The following is an 18,263-nucleotide window of genomic DNA, read 5'->3' as shown; positions in this document are numbered from 1 at the left end:
TTCTTTTAACGTTTTTCATCGCTAACTCTTAATATCAAAAACATTGCATACTAAAGAAGAAAAATTATTGGCTTTTGCCCGTTTGCTAGATGTTCAGGAACGTTTACGCAAGGAATGTCCGTGGGATAAAAAACAAACTTACGAAAGTTTGCGTCCCAATACCATAGAAGAAACTTTCGAACTTGCTGATGCTTTGATAAAGAACGACACTCAGAATATTTGCAAGGAACTAGGCGATGTGATGGAACACGTGGTATTCTATTCCATGCTCGGTCAAGAAACAGACGATTTTGATGTGGCGGATGTGTGCAATGCGCAATCGGATAAGCTGATGTTTCGCCATGACTTCATTGACTGGACAGGCTGGAAAATAGATAACCCTAATATGGTAATCGCCCCCAATGGACAGGTGGTGTACAAAGACGAACTAGCAGCAAAGAACAATGCCTTAGTAAATGCTAATGGGAAACCTGCCACAGCAACGCAAGTTGAAAGCACATGGGAACAACGAAAGCAACGTGAAAGAGACGGTAACACATCGGTATTGTCAGGTGTCCCCACCTCGCTTCCTAGCTTAGTAAAGGCTTATCGCATACAAGACAAAGCACGCAATGTGGGCTTCGATTGGGAAAAACGTGAGGATGTGTGGCAAAAGGTACGTGAGGAATTGAACGAGCTAGAGGTGGAACTAGCAAAAGACGATAAGGAAAACTCAACCAAAGAGTTTGGCGATTTTATCTTCTCGCTTATCAATGCGGCAAGGCTCTATCACATCAATCCCGACAACGCCTTAGAGCATACTAATCAGAAGTTTATCCAACGCTTCAACTATATTGAAGAGAAAAGCAAAGAACAAGGCAAAAATATCAAGGATTTAACCTTAGCCGAAATGGACAAACTTTGGAATGATGCAAAGAAACGCTACAAAGAATAAGAATTGCCAACAAAATAAAACTATTATGATAATGAAGAAAATATCTACACTACTATTGAGCTTTGCTGCCTTATTAACATTTATCGCTTGTAATAATAAAAAGTCTCAAAAAGTACTTAGTCATTCAACAGCAGAATTAGAAAACAATGCTGCTAGGGATAGCACTGTATATGGCACGATGGTGGATGGTGGTATGAACTCTATCCTCCTACAAACCGATAAAGGCGATACCATTGAATACCTTATCAATCCCAACGATACAATAGAAGTAGTCAAAGGAGGTAAGCTCAGTGGCGATCGCTTTGCAGTAATAAGCTATACAGAGTATGGCGATCGTTTTGTACGCAGTGCTATCAACATCACTAGCCTACTAGGTACTTGGACAAGCCTTGATAAGAATTTTGAAATAAAAGAAGGGGGAACAGTAACTTCTAAGATACAATCGGAGACCGATCCATGGACATCATGGAAGCTCTTTAATGGAAAGCTAATCTTATCGAAAGATACCTTTGAGATAAACCAACTTGGAGCCGACTCCTTAGCGCTAGAGAACGCTAACGGCATCTTTGTTTATAAACGAGATAAGTAAAAATAGTGGAAAACTTTAAAGTACATATCCTAGGATGTGGTAGTGCGTTGCCTACCATGAAACACGCGTCATCATCACAAGTAGTGGAGCTACGCGATAAACTCTTCATGATAGATTGTGGAGAAGGTACACAAATGCAATTGCGCCGATACCGCATTCACTTCTCACGCATACAAGCCGTATTCCTCTCCCACTTACATGGCGATCACTGCTTTGGCATTCCCGGCATGATCTCCACCTTTGGCATGACAGGCAGAACAGCACCATTACACATTTATGCACCAGCAAGCTATGAGCCTATTTTGCAACAAACACTCCACTTCTTTTGTCAAAGCCTAGAGTTTAAGGTAGAGTATCACCCGCTCGACACTACCAAGCAAGCGGTTATCTTTGAAGATCGTAGTCTTACAGTGGAGACTATTCCATTGCAGCATCGTGTGGATTGCTGTGGATTTCTGTTCCGTGAAAAGCCCACAAAGCCACACATTCGCCGCGATATGATCGACTTTTATGATATTCCAATAAGTCAAATCAATAATATCAAGGCTGGTGCCGACTGGGAAATGCCCGATGGTGAGATTATTCCTAATCGTAAACTTACTTACGCACCCGACCCTATTCGTAGCTATGCCTATTGTTCAGACACTCGCTTTATCCCACAGTTGCACGAAATTGTAACCGATGTAAATACGCTTTACCATGAAAGTACCTACACTGAAGAACATGCCAACAGAGCAAAAATTTATTGGCATAGCACAGCAAAGCAAGCCGCAACAGTGGCAAATGAGGCAAATGTTGGAAAACTTTTGCTAGGACACTATTCGGCTCGTTACGACTCGGAAGAGGCTATTCTCAAAGAAGCACGCGAGGTTTTTCCTGAAAGCTATCTCACAAATGAGGGCGACTGCTTTGATATATAATAACACAACACTTTTTATACCAATAAAACAACAATAATATTCACATCAAGATAGCATACGCAAGATTTGAAAACCCTCAACGATTCTGATCTACTTCCGCTCTTAACCGACCCGCAACAACGCAGTAAAGGTTTCTCTATTTTAGTCAATCAATATAGCCAACCGCTATATTGGAAAATTCGTAGTATCGTTTTCAAACATGAAGATGCAGATGATATTTTGCAAAACACCTTTATAAAGATATGGAGTAGCCTTGAAAAATTTGAAGGGAAATCGAAACTTTCAACGTGGCTTTATCGCATTGCAATTAACGAAACGCTCGACTTCCTACGTCATGAGAAACGCCGAATTCAGGCAAATCAAAACCCTGAAGACGATGCTGTCAATCATCTTATTGCCGACGACTACTTTGATAGCGATAATGGGCAAGCCATTCTTCAAACAGCTATTGCTAGTTTGCCCGATGTACAACGCACGGTATTCACCCTCCGTTACTATGACGAAATGAAATATTCAGAGATGAGCAAAATACTCAACACCTCAGAAGGAGCTTTGAAAGCATCTTATCATATTGCTGTACAAAAGATTACCGATTTTGTTAAGAAGCAAGAATAATTTTCCCCACCCTTTAAACTTATAGCGCTATTAAGCGTCTTTAATATAGAAAAAAAACTTTGAATTTATGAATACAGAACAATATCTTCACGACCGATTTGGAAGCCAACGCCCTTTCACGGTGCCTGATCATTACTTCGATGATCTCACTACTCGCGTGCTTGATAATGTAAGTAGACAAGAATATAAAAAGACAGAACCACTAGCATTTAAACGATCGTCAAATAATAAAGACATCAGAAGCCTACGCCCATTTATGACAGCTGCTATTATGGTAGGCATTGTTTTTATTGCTATGGTCTTGATTAATAAGTCTTTAACAAAGCAAGAAAAAACAAGCACCAACACTTCAAACAATACTTTATCATTATCTAATATAGAGGATAAAGATTTTAATGAAACCGTTGATTATCTCATGCTCGATAAAGACGATGTTTATGCTTATCTAGCAGAATAAAAAGAAAGGACACAAAAATGCTGGAAAGAAATACATTTATCATTTTAATGTTGCTAATATGCACATTTAGCGGCTTTGCACAAAGACACTTTAATCCAGAACTCTTTAAAATTCAGCTTCACAAATACATATTAGAAAAGGTACAACTCTCTAATCAAGAAAAAATAGCATTCTTCCCTATTTACGATCAAATGCTTAACAAAAGGCGTGGCATATTTATGCAATTAAGAGCTATTTACCACACAAAGCCAGTAAGCGAACAGCAGGCTAAGGCGCTTATTGCTAAATCTGATAAGCTAGAAATAGAACTAAAGCATATAGAACAAACTTATCACCAACAACTACTCCGAGTAATCTCAGCCCGAAAGCTCTGCTATATCCTTAAAGCTGAGAGACATTTTCATAGGATGATTTTAAAAAAAATAGCAGAGAAATAATTATTTAAACAAAAAAACCTCCCTTGCCAAACGTAAGGGGGGCTTTTTCGGTTTTATCCCCTAAGCAGAACTATCATCTATATAAAAGATTATTATTAGATATGAGATTAAGAAAACTACAATTATTTGGAACACAGTATCAAAACTTAAAGAAACGCAGATGGCTACTACTATGCTTGCTCGTTGCAACACTTACAGCTATAGCTACACCACATAAACGCGAGTTTCGTGGTGCATGGATACAATGTGTCAACGGACAATTTCAAGGATTGCCCACAAGCGAAATTCAGCGCACACTAACTTACCAACTCAACGAACTACAGAAAGATGGGGTTAATGCCATTATCTTTCAAGTGCGCCCTGAATGTGATGCGCTATACGCTAGCCCTTACGAGCCATGGAGCAAATTTTTAAGTGGGAAGCAAGGAGTAGCACCTTCACCCTATTGGGATCCATTACAGTGGATGATCGAACAGTGTCATCAACGTGGTATGGAGCTACATGCTTGGATTAACCCCTACCGTGCAAAGACAAAAGGCACTACCCTATTAGCACCAAACCATATTGCGGTAAAGAGTCCCGGGCGTGTTTTTGCTTATGATGGACAATACATCATGAATCCGGGCATACCGTCTAATCGTGAGTATATTTGTAAGATTGTTGACGATATTGTGCGCCGTTACGATATCGACGGCTTACATATTGACGACTATTTCTATCCCTACCCCGCTGCTGGACAACAAATTCCCGATCAACGCGAATACCAACAATATGGTGCAGGATTTGCCAATATCGGCGATTGGCGCAGAAACAATGTAAATATTTTTGTAAAACAATTAGCCGATTCTATCCACGCCACCAAGCCATGGGTAAAGTTTGGTGTGTCGCCTTTCGGTATTTATCGCAATGCTCGCACTGCAGCAGGTGGTAGCAACACACGTGGCTTACAAAACTACGATGATCTCTATGCGGATGTTATCAAATGGGTAAACGAGGGCTGGATAGACTATTGTGTACCTCAACTTTATTGGCAAATAGGACATAGCACAGCCGATTACCAAGAACTCATCAAGTGGTGGAACAAGAACGCAAGCAACCGACCATTATATATAGGTGAGGACGTGGAACGATCGGTGAAGTATGCTGATCCCAAAAATCCACAATCTCACCAACAACCAGCTAAGTGGAGACTCAAAGAGCAGGCACAAAACGTACAAGGAACAGTACTATGGTATGCTAAAATGGCTGTCGATAACCCCGGAAACTATGGGCTAAAACTCCGCCACGACTATTGGCGATACCCTGCCCTACAACCGCTTATGCCTTTTATTGATAGAGATGCACCTAAAAAACCTAAGAGAATAAAGGCAAAACACGAAGCCGATGGCTACTACTTAACGTGGAAAGCACCAAAGGGAAAAGGATGGCAAAACGAAGCACACAAGTATGTGGTATATTGCTTTGAAAGAGGAGAAACCATCAATCTCAATGATCCTACTCATATCCTTGCTATAACCTACGACACACGTTATAAGCTCCCATCGCTATCAGGTAATAACAAAAAGGTATTTGTAGTTACTGCGCTTGATCGTATGGGGAATGAAAGTGTAGGAAAGAAGAAGAAAGTAACATTAAAAAACAGATCATAAGAAACAGAAAAAGGCTACTATTTTGTAGCCTTTTTTCTATTATTTAAAACCGTTTAGTAGCCTATTTTTACGGTCTAGATCTTAATAATCTACTCCTGTTTTCAACAGCCAATAGTTTTTCTCACGTGCTTTGTCCATAATTACAAACAAATCATAGAGATACCAAATGAAGAAACCACCACAGGTAATAAGCTTTAAAACCCCTAAACCTATATCACCAACATAAATTCTATCAACACCCAATGTGCCTGCAAAGATAGAAAGTATTAAGGCTATTAGTGGATCTTTCATCACCGCAAAACGTATACGAGCGGTTTGGGCATCCATACCTTCAAGCATATTACGCACTTCTTGCAAAGCTTCCATAGGCAATTTATTGCCATTCAGCATCATAAGCTGATCTATTGATTGTGCATCCATACTGATGTTATTTTATTATATATGTAAGATATTTCGAACAATTAGCCATACAAAAAAGCTAACTACATAAAAACCTACGGCATAGCGATGTTCTATTATAGCTGTCAGCTTGCGTTTAGCTGCTCCCTCTCGCATCACCCACGCCACGCCAAAGAGCGATATATAAGGTAAGGTATAACCTAAATAGTAGTTATATTGTATGGCGCGCGCAAACTCTCCATGAAGTAACGCATGAATAAAACGCTGAATGCCACACGCAGGACAGTCAAGCCCAGTCATCAACTTAAAAGGACATTTGGGCGTAAACCAATAAGCTGTAGGGTTAATGAAATACAAAAAGCATCCCACTGCCAACAACACACCCACGATTACACCTACCCGATAATAGTTGAAACCCACGTATTATAGCCTATCCATCACATGCGAGAAGTTGACAGCCGCATAAATGCTATTGGTAATAATACCAAGGATAATGGCGATAATACTCCATTTCTTTGCATCGGCTGAATACTTATAAGCCAACTCTACTTGCCCCGTTGCAAAATAGGTATTCACCTTAGTAGAAAGGATAATGGCATAAATACCTAATGGCAAACAACAGCATACTGTAGAAAAAATGGCTAAAGCCAAATTGTTCTTTGGAGGAATACTATTCATACGGTTATCAAACGATGATTGTCCCATGGGTTGTTGTGGATTATTAAAATTTTGCTCCATAATATCTCTAGTTTTATAGTTATTAGAAAAATCTAAATGCAAATATACACCTTTTTAACGATTTTACAAACAAAAAGAAACTTTATCTTTAAAAGCCCATTCCAAACCTTTGCCAAAGCTTACCTTCTAACTGCTTCCAATGATTGCTCGTGCGAAGATATACATCGTAAGTGTACTCATTGAGCAACGAAGAAACATCAGCTTTAGCATCCTTAGCAAGGCTAGCTTTAACGTTTTGTTCTAAACTCGACAAACCATTTAAGGCACGAGCTTGCTCGTCAAGCACTGCTTTATTGATCATTCCTTTCGTGCTTTGCCATGCCACAGTGGCAAGTTTGTTAGCTTTACGATATTGCCACATAGCAACATCATCGCCATACACCTTATTACCGCAACGATCGAAAGCAGAAGGCAACTTGGTTGTACCACAGAAAATTGGGATACGAGGCGACTCGGCAGGATTATCAACACTCATCCATACCACACCACCCACAGCATCGGGCAACGCTCTACGCAATTGTGCTACCCAACTATAGCTACACCATGCCACACTCACACCACGATGGAAAGTTACGGCTGTACTGTCAAGATAGTTTAGCGTGCGCATCATGTTACCACCCATCCATGGGTTAGCCACAGGACTTTGTATCGTATCTTTGTAAGCCTTTCCGTCCTTATCTTTCTTTGTTACAACTGCTTTTAGGTTCTTACACATATCATATTGTGTACCCTCGTAAGTAGCACGCAATAGCTCCATTACCTTTTCTACACTCACCTTTGCCTTAGGTACGATAGAATAAGGTAGTTCTCTCATATCCATATTGAAGCGTTCCTCACCTAACAAACTGTTATAGATAAACATTTCACGCTCTAGGAAGTTCTTACCCTTAGCATACTCACAGTTGTAAGCTTTCCAAAAACAAAACTCGCTTTTACCGTCCCATAGTTTGTTTTTGAGGGCTACTTTCTCTACATTGTCAGAACACATAAAGTCGGCACTACCACGCTCTAACTTTCCAATACGTGGAATATTACACGACACAGCCACCTCATCATCGGCTACGCGTTTAGCCACCCAAACGCCACCTATTACGTTCTTACCAGCTCCTACAATTTCCATTTGCCATACCTCATTGCGATCGGCAATAGTGATACACTCGCCGTAATCACCATAGCCATATTGCTTAATAAGATCACCAATTAGGCGAATAGCATCGCGTGCCTTGTCGCAACGTTGTAAGGCGATACGCTGTAATTCCTCAATATTAAACCATCCCTTAGGATTTCGCAATTGTTCGGGTCCCACAAAAGTGCTCTCACCAATAGCCAATTGCTTCTCATTCAGACAAGGATAAGCGGTATTAAGATAGGCATAAGTATGGGCAGCTTCTGGCAAAACACCCATTACCTTCACACCCACCGTATCATTACGGAAAGCCGTATGAAGCGTGCCACGCCATACTGGGTGCATAGCACCTTTAGCATAGTCGCGAGCAGGCTCCATTGTCATCCATGAACGATAATTACCATCGCAAGTGTGAGAGGTAATCACTTCACCCGTAGCCGAAGCCTTCTTTCCCACCATGATACTGGTACACGATTGTCCAACGGTCATATCCTCTGCTGTAATCTGAGCATTTACCGTAAGCGCAGCTATCCATGCCACGCCAAGAGTTATAAGTTTTTTCATACGTATTTATATAATGTTTTTAGTTCCTATTATTTGCGGATGTGCTTTCTTTACAGAAAGCCGTTATCGCTATTTTATCCGTAGATTGCGCTCCACTTCGTTCCGCTTAACCCACAGCTACCGATATTTCACCTTTCAGGTGAGAGAGTGCAGCCTATCTTCTACAAAGATAGTGCAAACAAGAGCAAAGGAAGCTTGCTTACTATTTGCCGAGTGCAGCCTATCTTATGCAAAGATAGTGCAAACGAGGGCAAAGAAAGCTTGCTTACTATTTGCCGAGTGCAGCCTATCTTCTACAAAGATAGTGCAAACGAGGGCAATGAAAGTTTACTTTCAAATTGCCGAGTGCAGCCTATCTTCTACAAAGATAAGCATTCTATTGAAACTTTATCACCTTTTTATCGAAAAAATATGGCATTTCTACTATCAAAAGGTAATCTTTAAAAACAAAAATAATTTATTTTTACTTTGATTTTAATTTATTTTTCCACCAAAAATAAATTAAAAACAAGAATAAAAGCATAGCATTTATCAAAAGAAAGGTCATCTTTTACCACATAAACCATTATTTATCAACATATTATAACATATTGCTACGCTTTAGAAAGGGAATAAAAGAACGATGCAAGTTCCAAAAGATCGTTGCCTTTATAGAACGATTTAAGGGCGTTGGCGGAAAACTTTAGGAATGCTTGTTTCTGTGGTAAGATATCCTTTTTTCAGCATAAAAAAAGGTGTGCTTAGCCAAATGGGCTAAGCACACCTTATTATATATAGGGGGAGTAAGTATTACTTACCGCCTTCCATCTTCTTCTTAAGATCTGCAAGAACATCAAGATCACCAAGAGAAGTACCTGCAGCTACATTGTTAATCTGTGCGGTAGCTTCTTGCTTGCGACCATTGTTACGTGGACGACGTGGTTCTTCCTTAACCTCTTCAAATGTACGAGAGTGAGAAAGAATGATACGCTTTGTATCCTTAACAAACTCGATTACCACGAATGGAAGTTCCTCACCAAGCTGTGCTTGTGAACCATCTTCCTTTACAAGGTGCTTAGGAGTAGCAAAACCTTCACCGCCTTCGTTCAAAGCGATAACAGCGCCCTTGTCCATAGCTTCTGTTATCTTACCAGTGTGAACAGAGCCTGGGGTGTAGATAGTTTCGTACTCGTCCCATGGATTAGCCTCTAGCTGCTTATGACCTAGGCTTAGACGACGGTTTTCCTTATCTATTTCAAGAACAATAACATCGATCTCAGCGCCCTGCTGTGTAAACTCAGATGGGTGCTTTACCTTCTTAGTCCAAGAAAGGTCAGAAATATGGATCAAACCATCAACACCTTCTTCTAGTTCTACAAAGATACCGAAGTTAGTGAAGTTGCGAACCTTAGCAGTGTGCTTAGAGCCTACAGGGTACTTAGCTTCGATAGCTTCCCATGGATCGGCCTTCAATTGCTTAATACCTAGAGACATCTTACGCTCGTCGCGATCAAGAGTTAGGATAACAGCCTCTACTTCGTCGCCTACCTTCATAAATTCTTGTGCAGAACGTAGATGCTGGCTCCAACTCATTTCAGAAACGTGGATCAAGCCTTCAACGCCTGGTTGGATTTCAACGAATGCACCGTAGTCAGCCATAACAACAACCTTACCCTTAACGTGGTCGCCTACCTTTAGCTCAGACTCAAGAGCATCCCATGGGTGAGGTGTAAGCTGCTTCAAACCTAGAGCGATACGCTTCTTCTCTTCATCGAAATCAAGGATAACAACCTTAATCTTCTCATCAAGTGTAACAACCTCGTGAGGATCGCTTACACGACCCCAAGATAGGTCGGTAATATGGATAAGTCCGTCGACACCACCAAGGTCGATGAACACACCGTATGTAGTGATGTTCTTAACAGTACCTTCAAGGATCTGACCCTTCTCTAGGTGAGAGATAATTTCTTTGCGCTGTGCTTCCAACTCGGCTTCGATAAGAGCCTTGTGAGAAACAACTACGTTGCGGAATTCCTGATTGATCTTAACAACCTTGAACTCCATTGTTTTACCTACGAATACGTCGTAGTCGCGTATAGGGTGAACGTCAATCTGGCTACCTGGCAAGAAAGCTTCGATACCGAATACATCAACGATCATACCGCCCTTAGTGCGGCTCTTGATGTAACCCTGAATAATTTCATCGTTCTCAAGTGCAGCGTTAATGTTCTCCCAGCTCTTCTGCAAACGAGCCTTCTTGTGAGAAAGAACTAGCTGACCACGCTTGTCTTCCTGACTTTCAACATAAACTTCTACTTTGTCTCCAGCCTTTAGCTCTGGATTGTAACGGAACTCTGAAGCAGGAATAATACCGTCGCTCTTGTAACCGATGTTTACAATAACCTCTTTCTTATCTACAGAGATTACAGTGCCTTCAACAACTTGGTTTTCCTGAATTTTGTTGAGCGTGTCATCGTAAGCTTTAGTAAGATCGTTCTTGCTAGCATCTACGCTTGTACCATTCTCAAATTCGTCCCAATTGAAGTCATCAAGAGGCTTGACGTTTTCTAAATTTGTCATAAAAATTAATTAATTAATAATTTAATAAAGTTAGACTTTATATGAATAATTCTCTCAAGTAAGGACACGATAAGTCCAAACCGAGCGCAAAGTTAATAATAATAATCTGTAAATCAGTGATTTTGCTTTGTTTTTTTGGCTTTTTTCTTACGTGTACTAAAAAGATCGCGCAAATTGGTAAAATCTTTTTTCAAGATAATGCCAACTCCCTGTGTTGTAAGAGAGTTACGTGTAAAGTATCGGTCGTTTGTTTTATTGTAAAAATGAAGTGCTACATTACCATTTTTAAGTAAAAGATAACGAAGGTCGAAATCGCCTATAAACGAAGAATTATCAGTAGCTACATTATCACGATAACCCACCTCTCCATTAAACAACAAGCGATTATTGAGCAAGCTACCGGAGAAAATACCTTCGTATTCGGCATTGCTAAATCCTTCATTACCAGTGGCTATATTAGCTCCGAAATTCCAATTATTCGACTTTATAACATTGGACAAAACGGTATTAATTTGCTGAGACAATGTACCCGACAGCAAGCTCTGCATTGCCAACGAGGTGCGGTGCTGGGCAGCATCTGTTTGTTGGGCATTATTACTTACTTGTGGATAAAATCTTCCCACTGCAAGCAAATAGAGTGCTTGCTGATGGAGGTCTTCTTCCGAATTGAGTAAAGAATGTACCATTTGTTGCGCATCATTAGAAAGATTTGGGAGATCAATGCCAAAGGACACGCTGGGTGCGCTTGGGGTTCCTTTAATATCGAGCAAACAGTTTACTTTAGTATTATTGGTTGAGAACGATTGCCCTAACTGTAAATCGCTAAGAGGCACAGAGCTGAGCGAATATACACCTTGCAAATTAAGCGTAGCATTAAACGGATCGCCACCAAAGGCAATTGTAGAAGAGGGTTGGAAAACGAAAGTTTTCTTAATGGCATTCTGAATGGTGAGGTTATACAAGCCATGATCCAAGAAGAGATTACCATACATTTGAAAAGCTCCCTTATTATAATAGGTGGCACGGATGCCTCCATAGCCATTGAGGAGAATATTGTCGTGAGACACCTCGTCCATGATTACCTCTAGCGTGAGATTAGGGTTGCAATTAAAGAGGAAATTCATGCGGAGATCACTCGCTGTATTGAAATCACGGAAAACTACGTCCTTGCTTGGCAAAGTAGTAATAATTTCTTTGTTAAGCGAGTCAGGTTTTATCTCTGGTATCAAAACAGAATCTCTTTGAACATTTTTCCATCTAATAAACTTATTTTCCTCTAAAGAAGCCGTTTGAGCAGCATTGTAAATAATATGGGTATTAGGTTCTGGAGAGAGGTTTACATCTAGCGTAGTTTCGCCTGCCCCTCCTGTAATATTGCAAGTACCAGTACCAAAGACAACGCCCCAAAACGACTCCTTAGCTACTTGACGTGGAAAATTGTAACATAATAAGTTGTTGGCTGCAATATTCACATTATAAGTAAGGTTTTTCAAATTTTCGTGCTTCAAACCTCCCGTTACAATTCCTATATTTCCTTTAGCATCTCGAATGGTATCCTTGTCAAAAATAATCTCATTGGGGAGCATTGTAACGTGGCAATTTTCTAGTGTATAGGCTGTTCCTATGGGTTTGATATACATATTGCCATTAGCTCTTAGATCGCCTTCAAGATTAACCTCATCGAGAGGCCCTACCACTTTGCACCAACCTGTAGCAGAGCCGTTTATACGATCCATAAATGAGTCGCAGAAGCTCTGCATAAAGTAGAGTTTTGTGTTATGAGCGTAAATAGGTAGATTAATATAGCTGTTTTTTAGGTCGACATACCCTTTAACATCAGTATAGGAATTATCATCAGCAAAAGCTTTAGCATCAATATAGATAATGCCTTCCTTGTTTTCATAATAGGCGTTGGCTGTAAGCTCGCCCATATCACCATCTTGGAACGTAAAATCTTTCACTACAAGATTGGCTTTAGCAATGGGGTGAGAGAAAACAGACTTAACAGACGCTGTACCAGAAGCTAATCCACCAAAATCGACACTATGAAAATTGACTAAATCGAGAATATAAGGCACATCAATATCCTTGAGCTGAACGATGAGTGAGTCTTCAGGGTTGCCCGAAGTCTTACCATTTACAATAATATGTTGTGTTTTATTTGAAATTTCAAAATGGTCAATAATTAAGTTTTTACGATAATACTCAATATCAGAGGGTTGAAGCATTAGTCGAACGGTGTCAATACTTACATCAGAAGGATGGAAGTGGACACGTGTAGCAAGGTAGCCTCTCTTATTATAAAAGGAAATATCGCTATTCACCTTACCTTTTAAAGTCGTATGTCCCGGTGCAAAGTAATTAATGCTAGATGCAATTTTATCATTGCTTATATCTGCCAAACTATTTATATATATATGTTGCCCTTTAACATTATTGTATTCGCCATCAATAGTGGTAACAAGGCTATTGTTTTTAGTAGCAATCGTAAGTTCAATATTTTTAATTTGATTGCCAGCATAAACCGCATCTCTTGACATAAAGAAAAGATCAAGGATACGTGCTTTCTCATTAAGCCGACCATTGATAACAAGCGGACTATTGAGTTTTAAAGGAATGTTGATATAGTCTTTTAAAGCCTCACAACTATTAATCTGAACATCAAAAACAAAATTGTTATGCTTATTGACAGGCAAATAGCCAAAGCCATTACGAGCAAGGCTAGGAAGGTAGGTATGAACTACGTTTTTGAAACTCTGTACAAGGGTAGAAAAATCGTACAGTCCGCTGATATGAGCATCGCCAAAATCACTCTCAACATCAAGGCTTTTATTTAATATTCCATTGTATGATTTCACTCGTAATCCATTCATTGCAAAGTTTTTACCTTCTCCCACAACTGAAACATTTGACATTTCAAGAAAACCATCTATATCATCAAAACTAGAAGCTGACCCTTTGAGAGAAGACTCGAAACTCATAGTGCGATGCCCCAGCGCATCAGTAAGCTGAAGATTGGCTAGATTAAGATGGGTAGCAACAACTTTTGCATCAACGACTAATTTATTCTTCTTTGCTAAAAACTGACGAATATTAGCAATCATTCCATCAAAAGAGAAAGCGCCATTAGGATCGTGTAAACTCGCTTTTCCTTCAAAACGATCATTCATATACAAACCTTTTATAAATAGGTTCTTATATGAATAATGATTATAATCGAAAAGAGGAATATTAGCATCCACATTCATGGTTTTAAGATCAGTAGTTCCTGCAAGTTGAATATCAGCAGAAACACTACCTAACTTAGGATTACCAGTGATTTGCCCCATATTTATTGACGGAGTATGCAAAACTAATCGAAGAGCTTTTCTACGTAAATTAAGATCTATTTTAGCCTGCCCTGCCCCACTTCTCAGATTACCTTTTACTGCTACAAAATGTTGGGCAGTGTGAATAGTACCACGATAATAAATATCGCCTAAATTCATTACCTGCTTAGGGAGTTTCAAACCGAAAAGACGATCAATAAGCGTAAGAGTTTCTGTATTAATCTTAATTGGGTCGGCCTTGAAATGAATTGTAGGTACATGAGTACTCAGATCCACATATCCCTTAGTTTTTACCAACAAGGATTTATCGGCAGAGGATAGCTGAAATAGGGAAATATCAATTTTATTCCCTTTATATTGAGAAGTAAGAGAGAGTCGGATTTTCTTGTTTAGTTTCTTCAATACAGGAGCAATGGCTTGAAAATCGGAAGCTAGAATATTCGCATTCTTTATTTCAACATTTGCATTAAGCGTAGATCTATCAAGCTTGCCATTTACAAAACGATAACGAGCGTTAGCTTTTGCACCTATCAATTTGCTATTTGGCGTAACTATCTCTAATTGTGATAATTCTGCACACTGCTTATCAGCAAATAGATGAAAGCGTAATTTATCAAGCGTAAACCCACTTTTCTCTTTTAAACTTAGCGATTTAACATCAGCATTGATCATATCGTTCGTAACATGATCGAGAACAATATGCCCTGAAAGGTTTTCTAATTGAAGATGTTTAGGGGTAAACTGCCCAACTTGTTTTGGAGCATCAAGCTGATCGTATTTCAAGAAGCCATTGCGTATAACAAGACTATTAATAGCCAAATCAAGTTTACTTTTTGTTATTTTATCCTTAGATGCCAAAGAATCTAAAACAAATTGATAATTGGCAGGGGCATTAGCATTTGGCTTATTTAATACTGCATGCAAGCCAAATAACTGAGCTGAAGAAATAAAAACAGAACCTGTTTTAATGAGAGGGATAATATCTACTTGAGCAGCTAAACGGGCTGTTGATAACATTTGATGATTATGCTGATCATAAATTACGATATTATCAATAACTATACGATTAAGAAAGCCAAGATCCACTCTTTCAATCCTAACTTTTGTTCCAAGTTTTTCAGAAATAGCCTTAGCGACACTTGTTCCCACGACACGTTGTACTGCTGGAAGATGTAGCAGTACAATAATCACAATATAAACTAATAGGATAGTTTGTATTGTCCACTTTACAATGAGTCTTAGTTTTTTCAATCCAGCAGCAAAGTTACTTAAAAAAAGGCGTTTTGCTCGAAATTATCATTTAGATTTTTTCAGCATGCACTTATTTTTTGGTACTTTTGCATAGTTTAAATATAATATGATTATAAAAATTACTTATATAAAATATTATGGCTAATGTAATTAAGTTACGAAAAGGCTTAGACATAAACCTAAAAGGACGCGCTTTATTACAGAATTTACCTTATACCATAAATCAACCTAGCGAATATGCACTTTCGCCAGAAGATTTTGTAGGGGTAACTCCTAAAGTTGTTGTTCAAGAAGGCGATCATGTTTTAGCTGGACAGTTCTTATTCGTAGAAAAAAAATCTCCTGAAATTGGCTTTGCTTCTCCAGTAAGTGGCACTGTTACTAGCATTGTTCGCGGTGAGAGACGTAAAGTTCTTTTAGTAAAGGTAAAACCAGACGAGACACAACAATCTATTGATTTTGGAACAAAAGACATCAATAAGTTATCGTCTGAAAGCATTTTAAAAAGTATCATTGATGCAGGACTATTTGGCTATATCCACCAATTGCCTTATGATGTGTGTGCTGAATATGGGCAGACACCAAAAGCAATTTTTGTTTCTGCATTAAGAGACAAACCCTTACAAGGTGATTTCGAGTATGAATTAAAAGGACAAGAAGCTGATTTTCAAACAGGATTGTCTGCCTTAGCTAAGGTTGCTAAAGTTTTCTTAGGATTAGGTGCAAAGCAAACTGCTCCAGCACTTATAGGTGCTAAGGATGTAGAAATAAACATCTTTGATGGTCCTTGCCCCGCAGGTAATGTTGGTGTGCAAGTCAACCATTTAGCCCCTGTAAATAAAGGAGAAGTGGTATGGACAATTGATCCTACCGTTGTTCTTTTCATTGGACGCTTGTTTAACACTGGTAAAGTAAACCTTACTCGCAAGGTTGCCATTGCAGGTAGCTTAATGAAGCAAACAGGCTATGTAAACGCCTTAGTGGGTACGCCTATAAAGGATATACTTGTTGACAATGTTGACAAAACTAGAAATGCACGTATATTAAAAGGTAATCCACTAACTGGTACCATCGCAAATGCGGAAAGCGTTGTTGGTGCACTCACATCAGAGATCACTGCTATTCCTGAAGGTGATGATGTTAATGAGTTAGCAGGCTGGATTATGCCTCGTCTCAACACTTTTTCTACTTCACGTAGCTACTTTAGTTGGCTATTTGGAAAGAAGAAAGAGTATGACCTAGACGCTCGTATCAAGGGTGGCGAACGACACATGATTATGAGTGGCGAATACGACAAAGTATTACCAATGGATATTTATGGAGAATACCTTATCAAAGCTATTATTGCTGGTAACATTGATAAACAAGAGCAATTGGGTATCTACGAGGTAAGTCCAGAAGACTTTGCACTAGCAGAATTTGTAGACAGTTCAAAATTAGAGCTTCAAAAAATCGTTCGTGAAGGTCTTAATCTGCTTAGAAAAGAAAATGCTTAATGGGGGATCACCCATTTATTCATAAAACTAACTTTAAATATGAGTTTAAGAAATTATCTTGATAAGCTACGCCCTAACTTTGAAAAGGGTGGCAAGCTACATGCTTTCAAGAGTGTCTTTGACGGATTTGATACTTTCTTATATGTTCCTAATGAGACATCTAAGAGTGGCGTATCTATCCATGACGCTATTGATTCAAAGCGTATCATGAGTATTGTGGTGATCTCTTTAATCCCAGCAATGCTATTTGGTATGTACAATATAGGTTATCAGAATGCGTTAGCAGCTGGTAAGCTAGCAGAGGCTACATGCTTTGGTATGTTCGCTTACGGCTTCCTTGCACTATTACCTAATATTTTAGTGTCTTATATTGTTGGCTTAGGCGTTGAATTTGCTTGGGCGCAATGGAAAGGTGAAGAAATCCAAGAAGGCTATTTGGTTTCGGGTATCTTAATTCCTTTGATTTGCCCTGTAACTATTCCTTTGTGGACTTTGGCTCTTGCTGTTATCTTTGCCGTTATCTTTGGTAAGGAAATCTTTGGTGGCACAGGTATGAACGTGTTTAATGTTGCGCTGCTAGTACGTGCTTTCTTATTCTTCGCATACCCTAGTCGTATGACAGGTGATAGCGTTTGGGTTAATACAAATACGGTCTGTGGTTTAGGCTTCGATGCACCAGATAGCTTTACTATGGCTACACCTCTTGGAGAAATAGCTGGTGGTGCTTCACACATTGCTACTTCTGTCAATGATATGATAATGGGATTGATCCCTGGCTCTGTTGGTGAGACCTCAGTAATAGCCATTGCAATAGGTGCTATCATCTTGATTTGGACAGGTATTGCTAGTTGGAAGACAATGTTAGGCGTATTTATTGGTGGCGGTGCTATGGCTTGCTTATTTAGCTCGACAGGTGCTTCTTCTCTACAATGGTATGAACATTTGGTGTTGGGTGGTTTTTGCTTCGGTGCAGTATTCATGGCTACCGACCCTGTTACATCTTGCCGAACAGAGACTGGTAAATGGATTTTTGGTTTCATAGTAGGTGCAATGGCTATCATTGTGCGTGTGAAGAATGCTGGTTATCCAGAAGGTATGATGCTAGCTATCTTGTTTGGTAACCTTTGCGCACCATTTATTGATTATTGTGTTGTTCAATCTAACATTAGCAAACGTGCAAAACGTGCTAATATAAAATAA

General features: G+C 39.4%; 15 protein-coding genes. 9 read left to right on the top strand and 6 right to left on the bottom strand.

Features of this window, described 5'->3' with window-relative positions; translation table 11 throughout:
* Positions 1-43 precede the first annotated feature (43 nt).
* The 7 genes from mazG to PREBIDRAFT_RS10165 all read left to right on the top strand — a co-directional run bounded on the left by mazG (position 44) and on the right by PREBIDRAFT_RS10165 (position 5,601).
* Entirely contained in the window at positions 44-934 is an 891-nt protein-coding gene (gene mazG, locus PREBIDRAFT_RS10195) for a nucleoside triphosphate pyrophosphohydrolase (protein ID WP_004339869.1), read from the top strand.
* A gap of 31 nt (positions 935-965) precedes the next feature.
* Positions 966-1,523, top strand: coding sequence for a lipocalin family protein (locus tag PREBIDRAFT_RS10190; RefSeq protein ID WP_004337540.1), 558 nt, complete (start codon positions 966-968; stop codon positions 1,521-1,523).
* 5 nt (positions 1,524-1,528) lie between these two features.
* Entirely contained in the window at positions 1,529-2,443 is a 915-nt protein-coding gene (locus PREBIDRAFT_RS10185; protein WP_004337537.1) for a ribonuclease Z, read from the top strand.
* A 66-nt stretch (positions 2,444-2,509) separates the two neighbouring features.
* On the top strand, positions 2,510-3,058 hold the full coding sequence (locus PREBIDRAFT_RS10180; protein WP_004337535.1) for an RNA polymerase sigma factor: 549 nt from the start codon (positions 2,510-2,512) through the stop codon (positions 3,056-3,058).
* A 67-nt stretch (positions 3,059-3,125) separates the two neighbouring features.
* A complete protein-coding gene (locus tag PREBIDRAFT_RS10175) occupies positions 3,126-3,515 on the top strand; it encodes a hypothetical protein (RefSeq protein WP_004337533.1) in 390 nt (129 codons plus the stop codon).
* Positions 3,516-3,532: 17 nt separating this feature from the next.
* Positions 3,533-3,952 (top strand): hypothetical protein, encoded by a 420-nt coding sequence (locus tag PREBIDRAFT_RS10170; RefSeq protein ID WP_004339867.1) that lies wholly within the window; start codon positions 3,533-3,535, stop codon positions 3,950-3,952.
* A 101-nt stretch (positions 3,953-4,053) separates the two neighbouring features.
* Positions 4,054-5,601: a glycoside hydrolase family 10 protein gene (locus PREBIDRAFT_RS10165; protein ID WP_004337529.1), complete on the top strand. Its 1,548-nt coding sequence runs from the start codon at positions 4,054-4,056 to the stop codon at positions 5,599-5,601.
* A gap of 81 nt (positions 5,602-5,682) precedes the next feature.
* Here PREBIDRAFT_RS10165 and PREBIDRAFT_RS10160 read toward each other — a convergent pair whose 3' ends face one another.
* The 6 genes from PREBIDRAFT_RS10160 to PREBIDRAFT_RS10130 all read right to left on the bottom strand — a co-directional run bounded on the left by PREBIDRAFT_RS10160 (position 5,683) and on the right by PREBIDRAFT_RS10130 (position 15,567).
* Positions 5,683-6,021: a TM2 domain-containing protein gene (locus PREBIDRAFT_RS10160; protein ID WP_004337527.1), complete on the bottom strand. Its 339-nt coding sequence runs from the start codon at positions 6,019-6,021 to the stop codon at positions 5,683-5,685.
* A 15-nt stretch (positions 6,022-6,036) separates the two neighbouring features.
* Positions 6,037-6,420 (bottom strand): DUF2752 domain-containing protein, encoded by a 384-nt coding sequence (locus PREBIDRAFT_RS10155; RefSeq protein ID WP_004337526.1) that lies wholly within the window; start codon positions 6,418-6,420, stop codon positions 6,037-6,039.
* 3 nt (positions 6,421-6,423) lie between these two features.
* The gene (locus PREBIDRAFT_RS10150; RefSeq protein ID WP_004337524.1) at positions 6,424-6,738 is read right to left on the bottom strand and encodes a CD225/dispanin family protein; all 315 of its coding nucleotides are present in this window, start codon (positions 6,736-6,738) and stop codon (positions 6,424-6,426) included.
* A gap of 88 nt (positions 6,739-6,826) precedes the next feature.
* On the bottom strand, positions 6,827-8,428 hold the full coding sequence (locus PREBIDRAFT_RS10145; RefSeq protein ID WP_004337522.1) for a dipeptidase: 1,602 nt from the start codon (positions 8,426-8,428) through the stop codon (positions 6,827-6,829).
* A gap of 789 nt (positions 8,429-9,217) precedes the next feature.
* Positions 9,218-10,987: a 30S ribosomal protein S1 gene (rpsA, locus tag PREBIDRAFT_RS10135; RefSeq protein WP_004337520.1), complete on the bottom strand. Its 1,770-nt coding sequence runs from the start codon at positions 10,985-10,987 to the stop codon at positions 9,218-9,220.
* 113 nt (positions 10,988-11,100) lie between these two features.
* The gene (locus PREBIDRAFT_RS10130) at positions 11,101-15,567 is read right to left on the bottom strand and encodes a translocation/assembly module TamB domain-containing protein (RefSeq protein WP_004337518.1); all 4,467 of its coding nucleotides are present in this window, start codon (positions 15,565-15,567) and stop codon (positions 11,101-11,103) included.
* A gap of 137 nt (positions 15,568-15,704) precedes the next feature.
* Here PREBIDRAFT_RS10130 and PREBIDRAFT_RS10125 point away from each other — a divergent pair, with 137 nt between their 5' ends.
* Entirely contained in the window at positions 15,705-17,063 is a 1,359-nt protein-coding gene (locus PREBIDRAFT_RS10125; RefSeq protein WP_004337516.1) for a Na(+)-translocating NADH-quinone reductase subunit A, read from the top strand.
* A 39-nt stretch (positions 17,064-17,102) separates the two neighbouring features.
* Positions 17,103-18,263 carry an NADH:ubiquinone reductase (Na(+)-transporting) subunit B gene (locus PREBIDRAFT_RS10120; RefSeq protein ID WP_004337514.1) on the top strand — a complete coding sequence of 387 codons (1,161 nt, stop codon included), beginning with the start codon at positions 17,103-17,105 and terminating at the stop codon, positions 18,261-18,263.

This window comes from Prevotella bivia DSM 20514 (assembly GCF_000262545.1).
In the GTDB taxonomy this organism is placed as follows: domain Bacteria; phylum Bacteroidota; class Bacteroidia; order Bacteroidales; family Bacteroidaceae; genus Prevotella; species Prevotella bivia.
Note: the sequence above shows the minus strand (reverse complement) of the source record. Positions and strands in the feature narration are given on the sequence as shown.

What these genes read in the sequence shown, in the direction of transcription:
- PREBIDRAFT_RS10170 (WP_004339867.1), top strand. Translation starts at nt 3,533, where the DNA reads ATGCTGGAAAGAAATACATTTATCATTTTAATGTTGCTAATATGCACA.
- PREBIDRAFT_RS10190 (WP_004337540.1), top strand. Translation starts at nt 966, where the DNA reads ATGAAGAAAATATCTACACTACTATTGAGCTTTGCTGCCTTATTAACA.
- rpsA (WP_004337520.1), bottom strand. Translation starts at nt 10,987, where the DNA reads ATGACAAATTTAGAAAACGTCAAGCCTCTTGATGACTTCAATTGGGAC.
- PREBIDRAFT_RS10125 (WP_004337516.1), top strand. Translation starts at nt 15,705, where the DNA reads ATGGCTAATGTAATTAAGTTACGAAAAGGCTTAGACATAAACCTAAAA.
- PREBIDRAFT_RS10145 (WP_004337522.1), bottom strand. Translation starts at nt 8,428, where the DNA reads ATGAAAAAACTTATAACTCTTGGCGTGGCATGGATAGCTGCGCTTACG.
- PREBIDRAFT_RS10160 (WP_004337527.1), bottom strand. Translation starts at nt 6,021, where the DNA reads ATGGATGCACAATCAATAGATCAGCTTATGATGCTGAATGGCAATAAA.
- PREBIDRAFT_RS10120 (WP_004337514.1), top strand. Translation starts at nt 17,103, where the DNA reads ATGAGTTTAAGAAATTATCTTGATAAGCTACGCCCTAACTTTGAAAAG.
- PREBIDRAFT_RS10150 (WP_004337524.1), bottom strand. Translation starts at nt 6,738, where the DNA reads ATGGAGCAAAATTTTAATAATCCACAACAACCCATGGGACAATCATCG.
- PREBIDRAFT_RS10165 (WP_004337529.1), top strand. Translation starts at nt 4,054, where the DNA reads ATGAGATTAAGAAAACTACAATTATTTGGAACACAGTATCAAAACTTA.
- PREBIDRAFT_RS10175 (WP_004337533.1), top strand. Translation starts at nt 3,126, where the DNA reads ATGAATACAGAACAATATCTTCACGACCGATTTGGAAGCCAACGCCCT.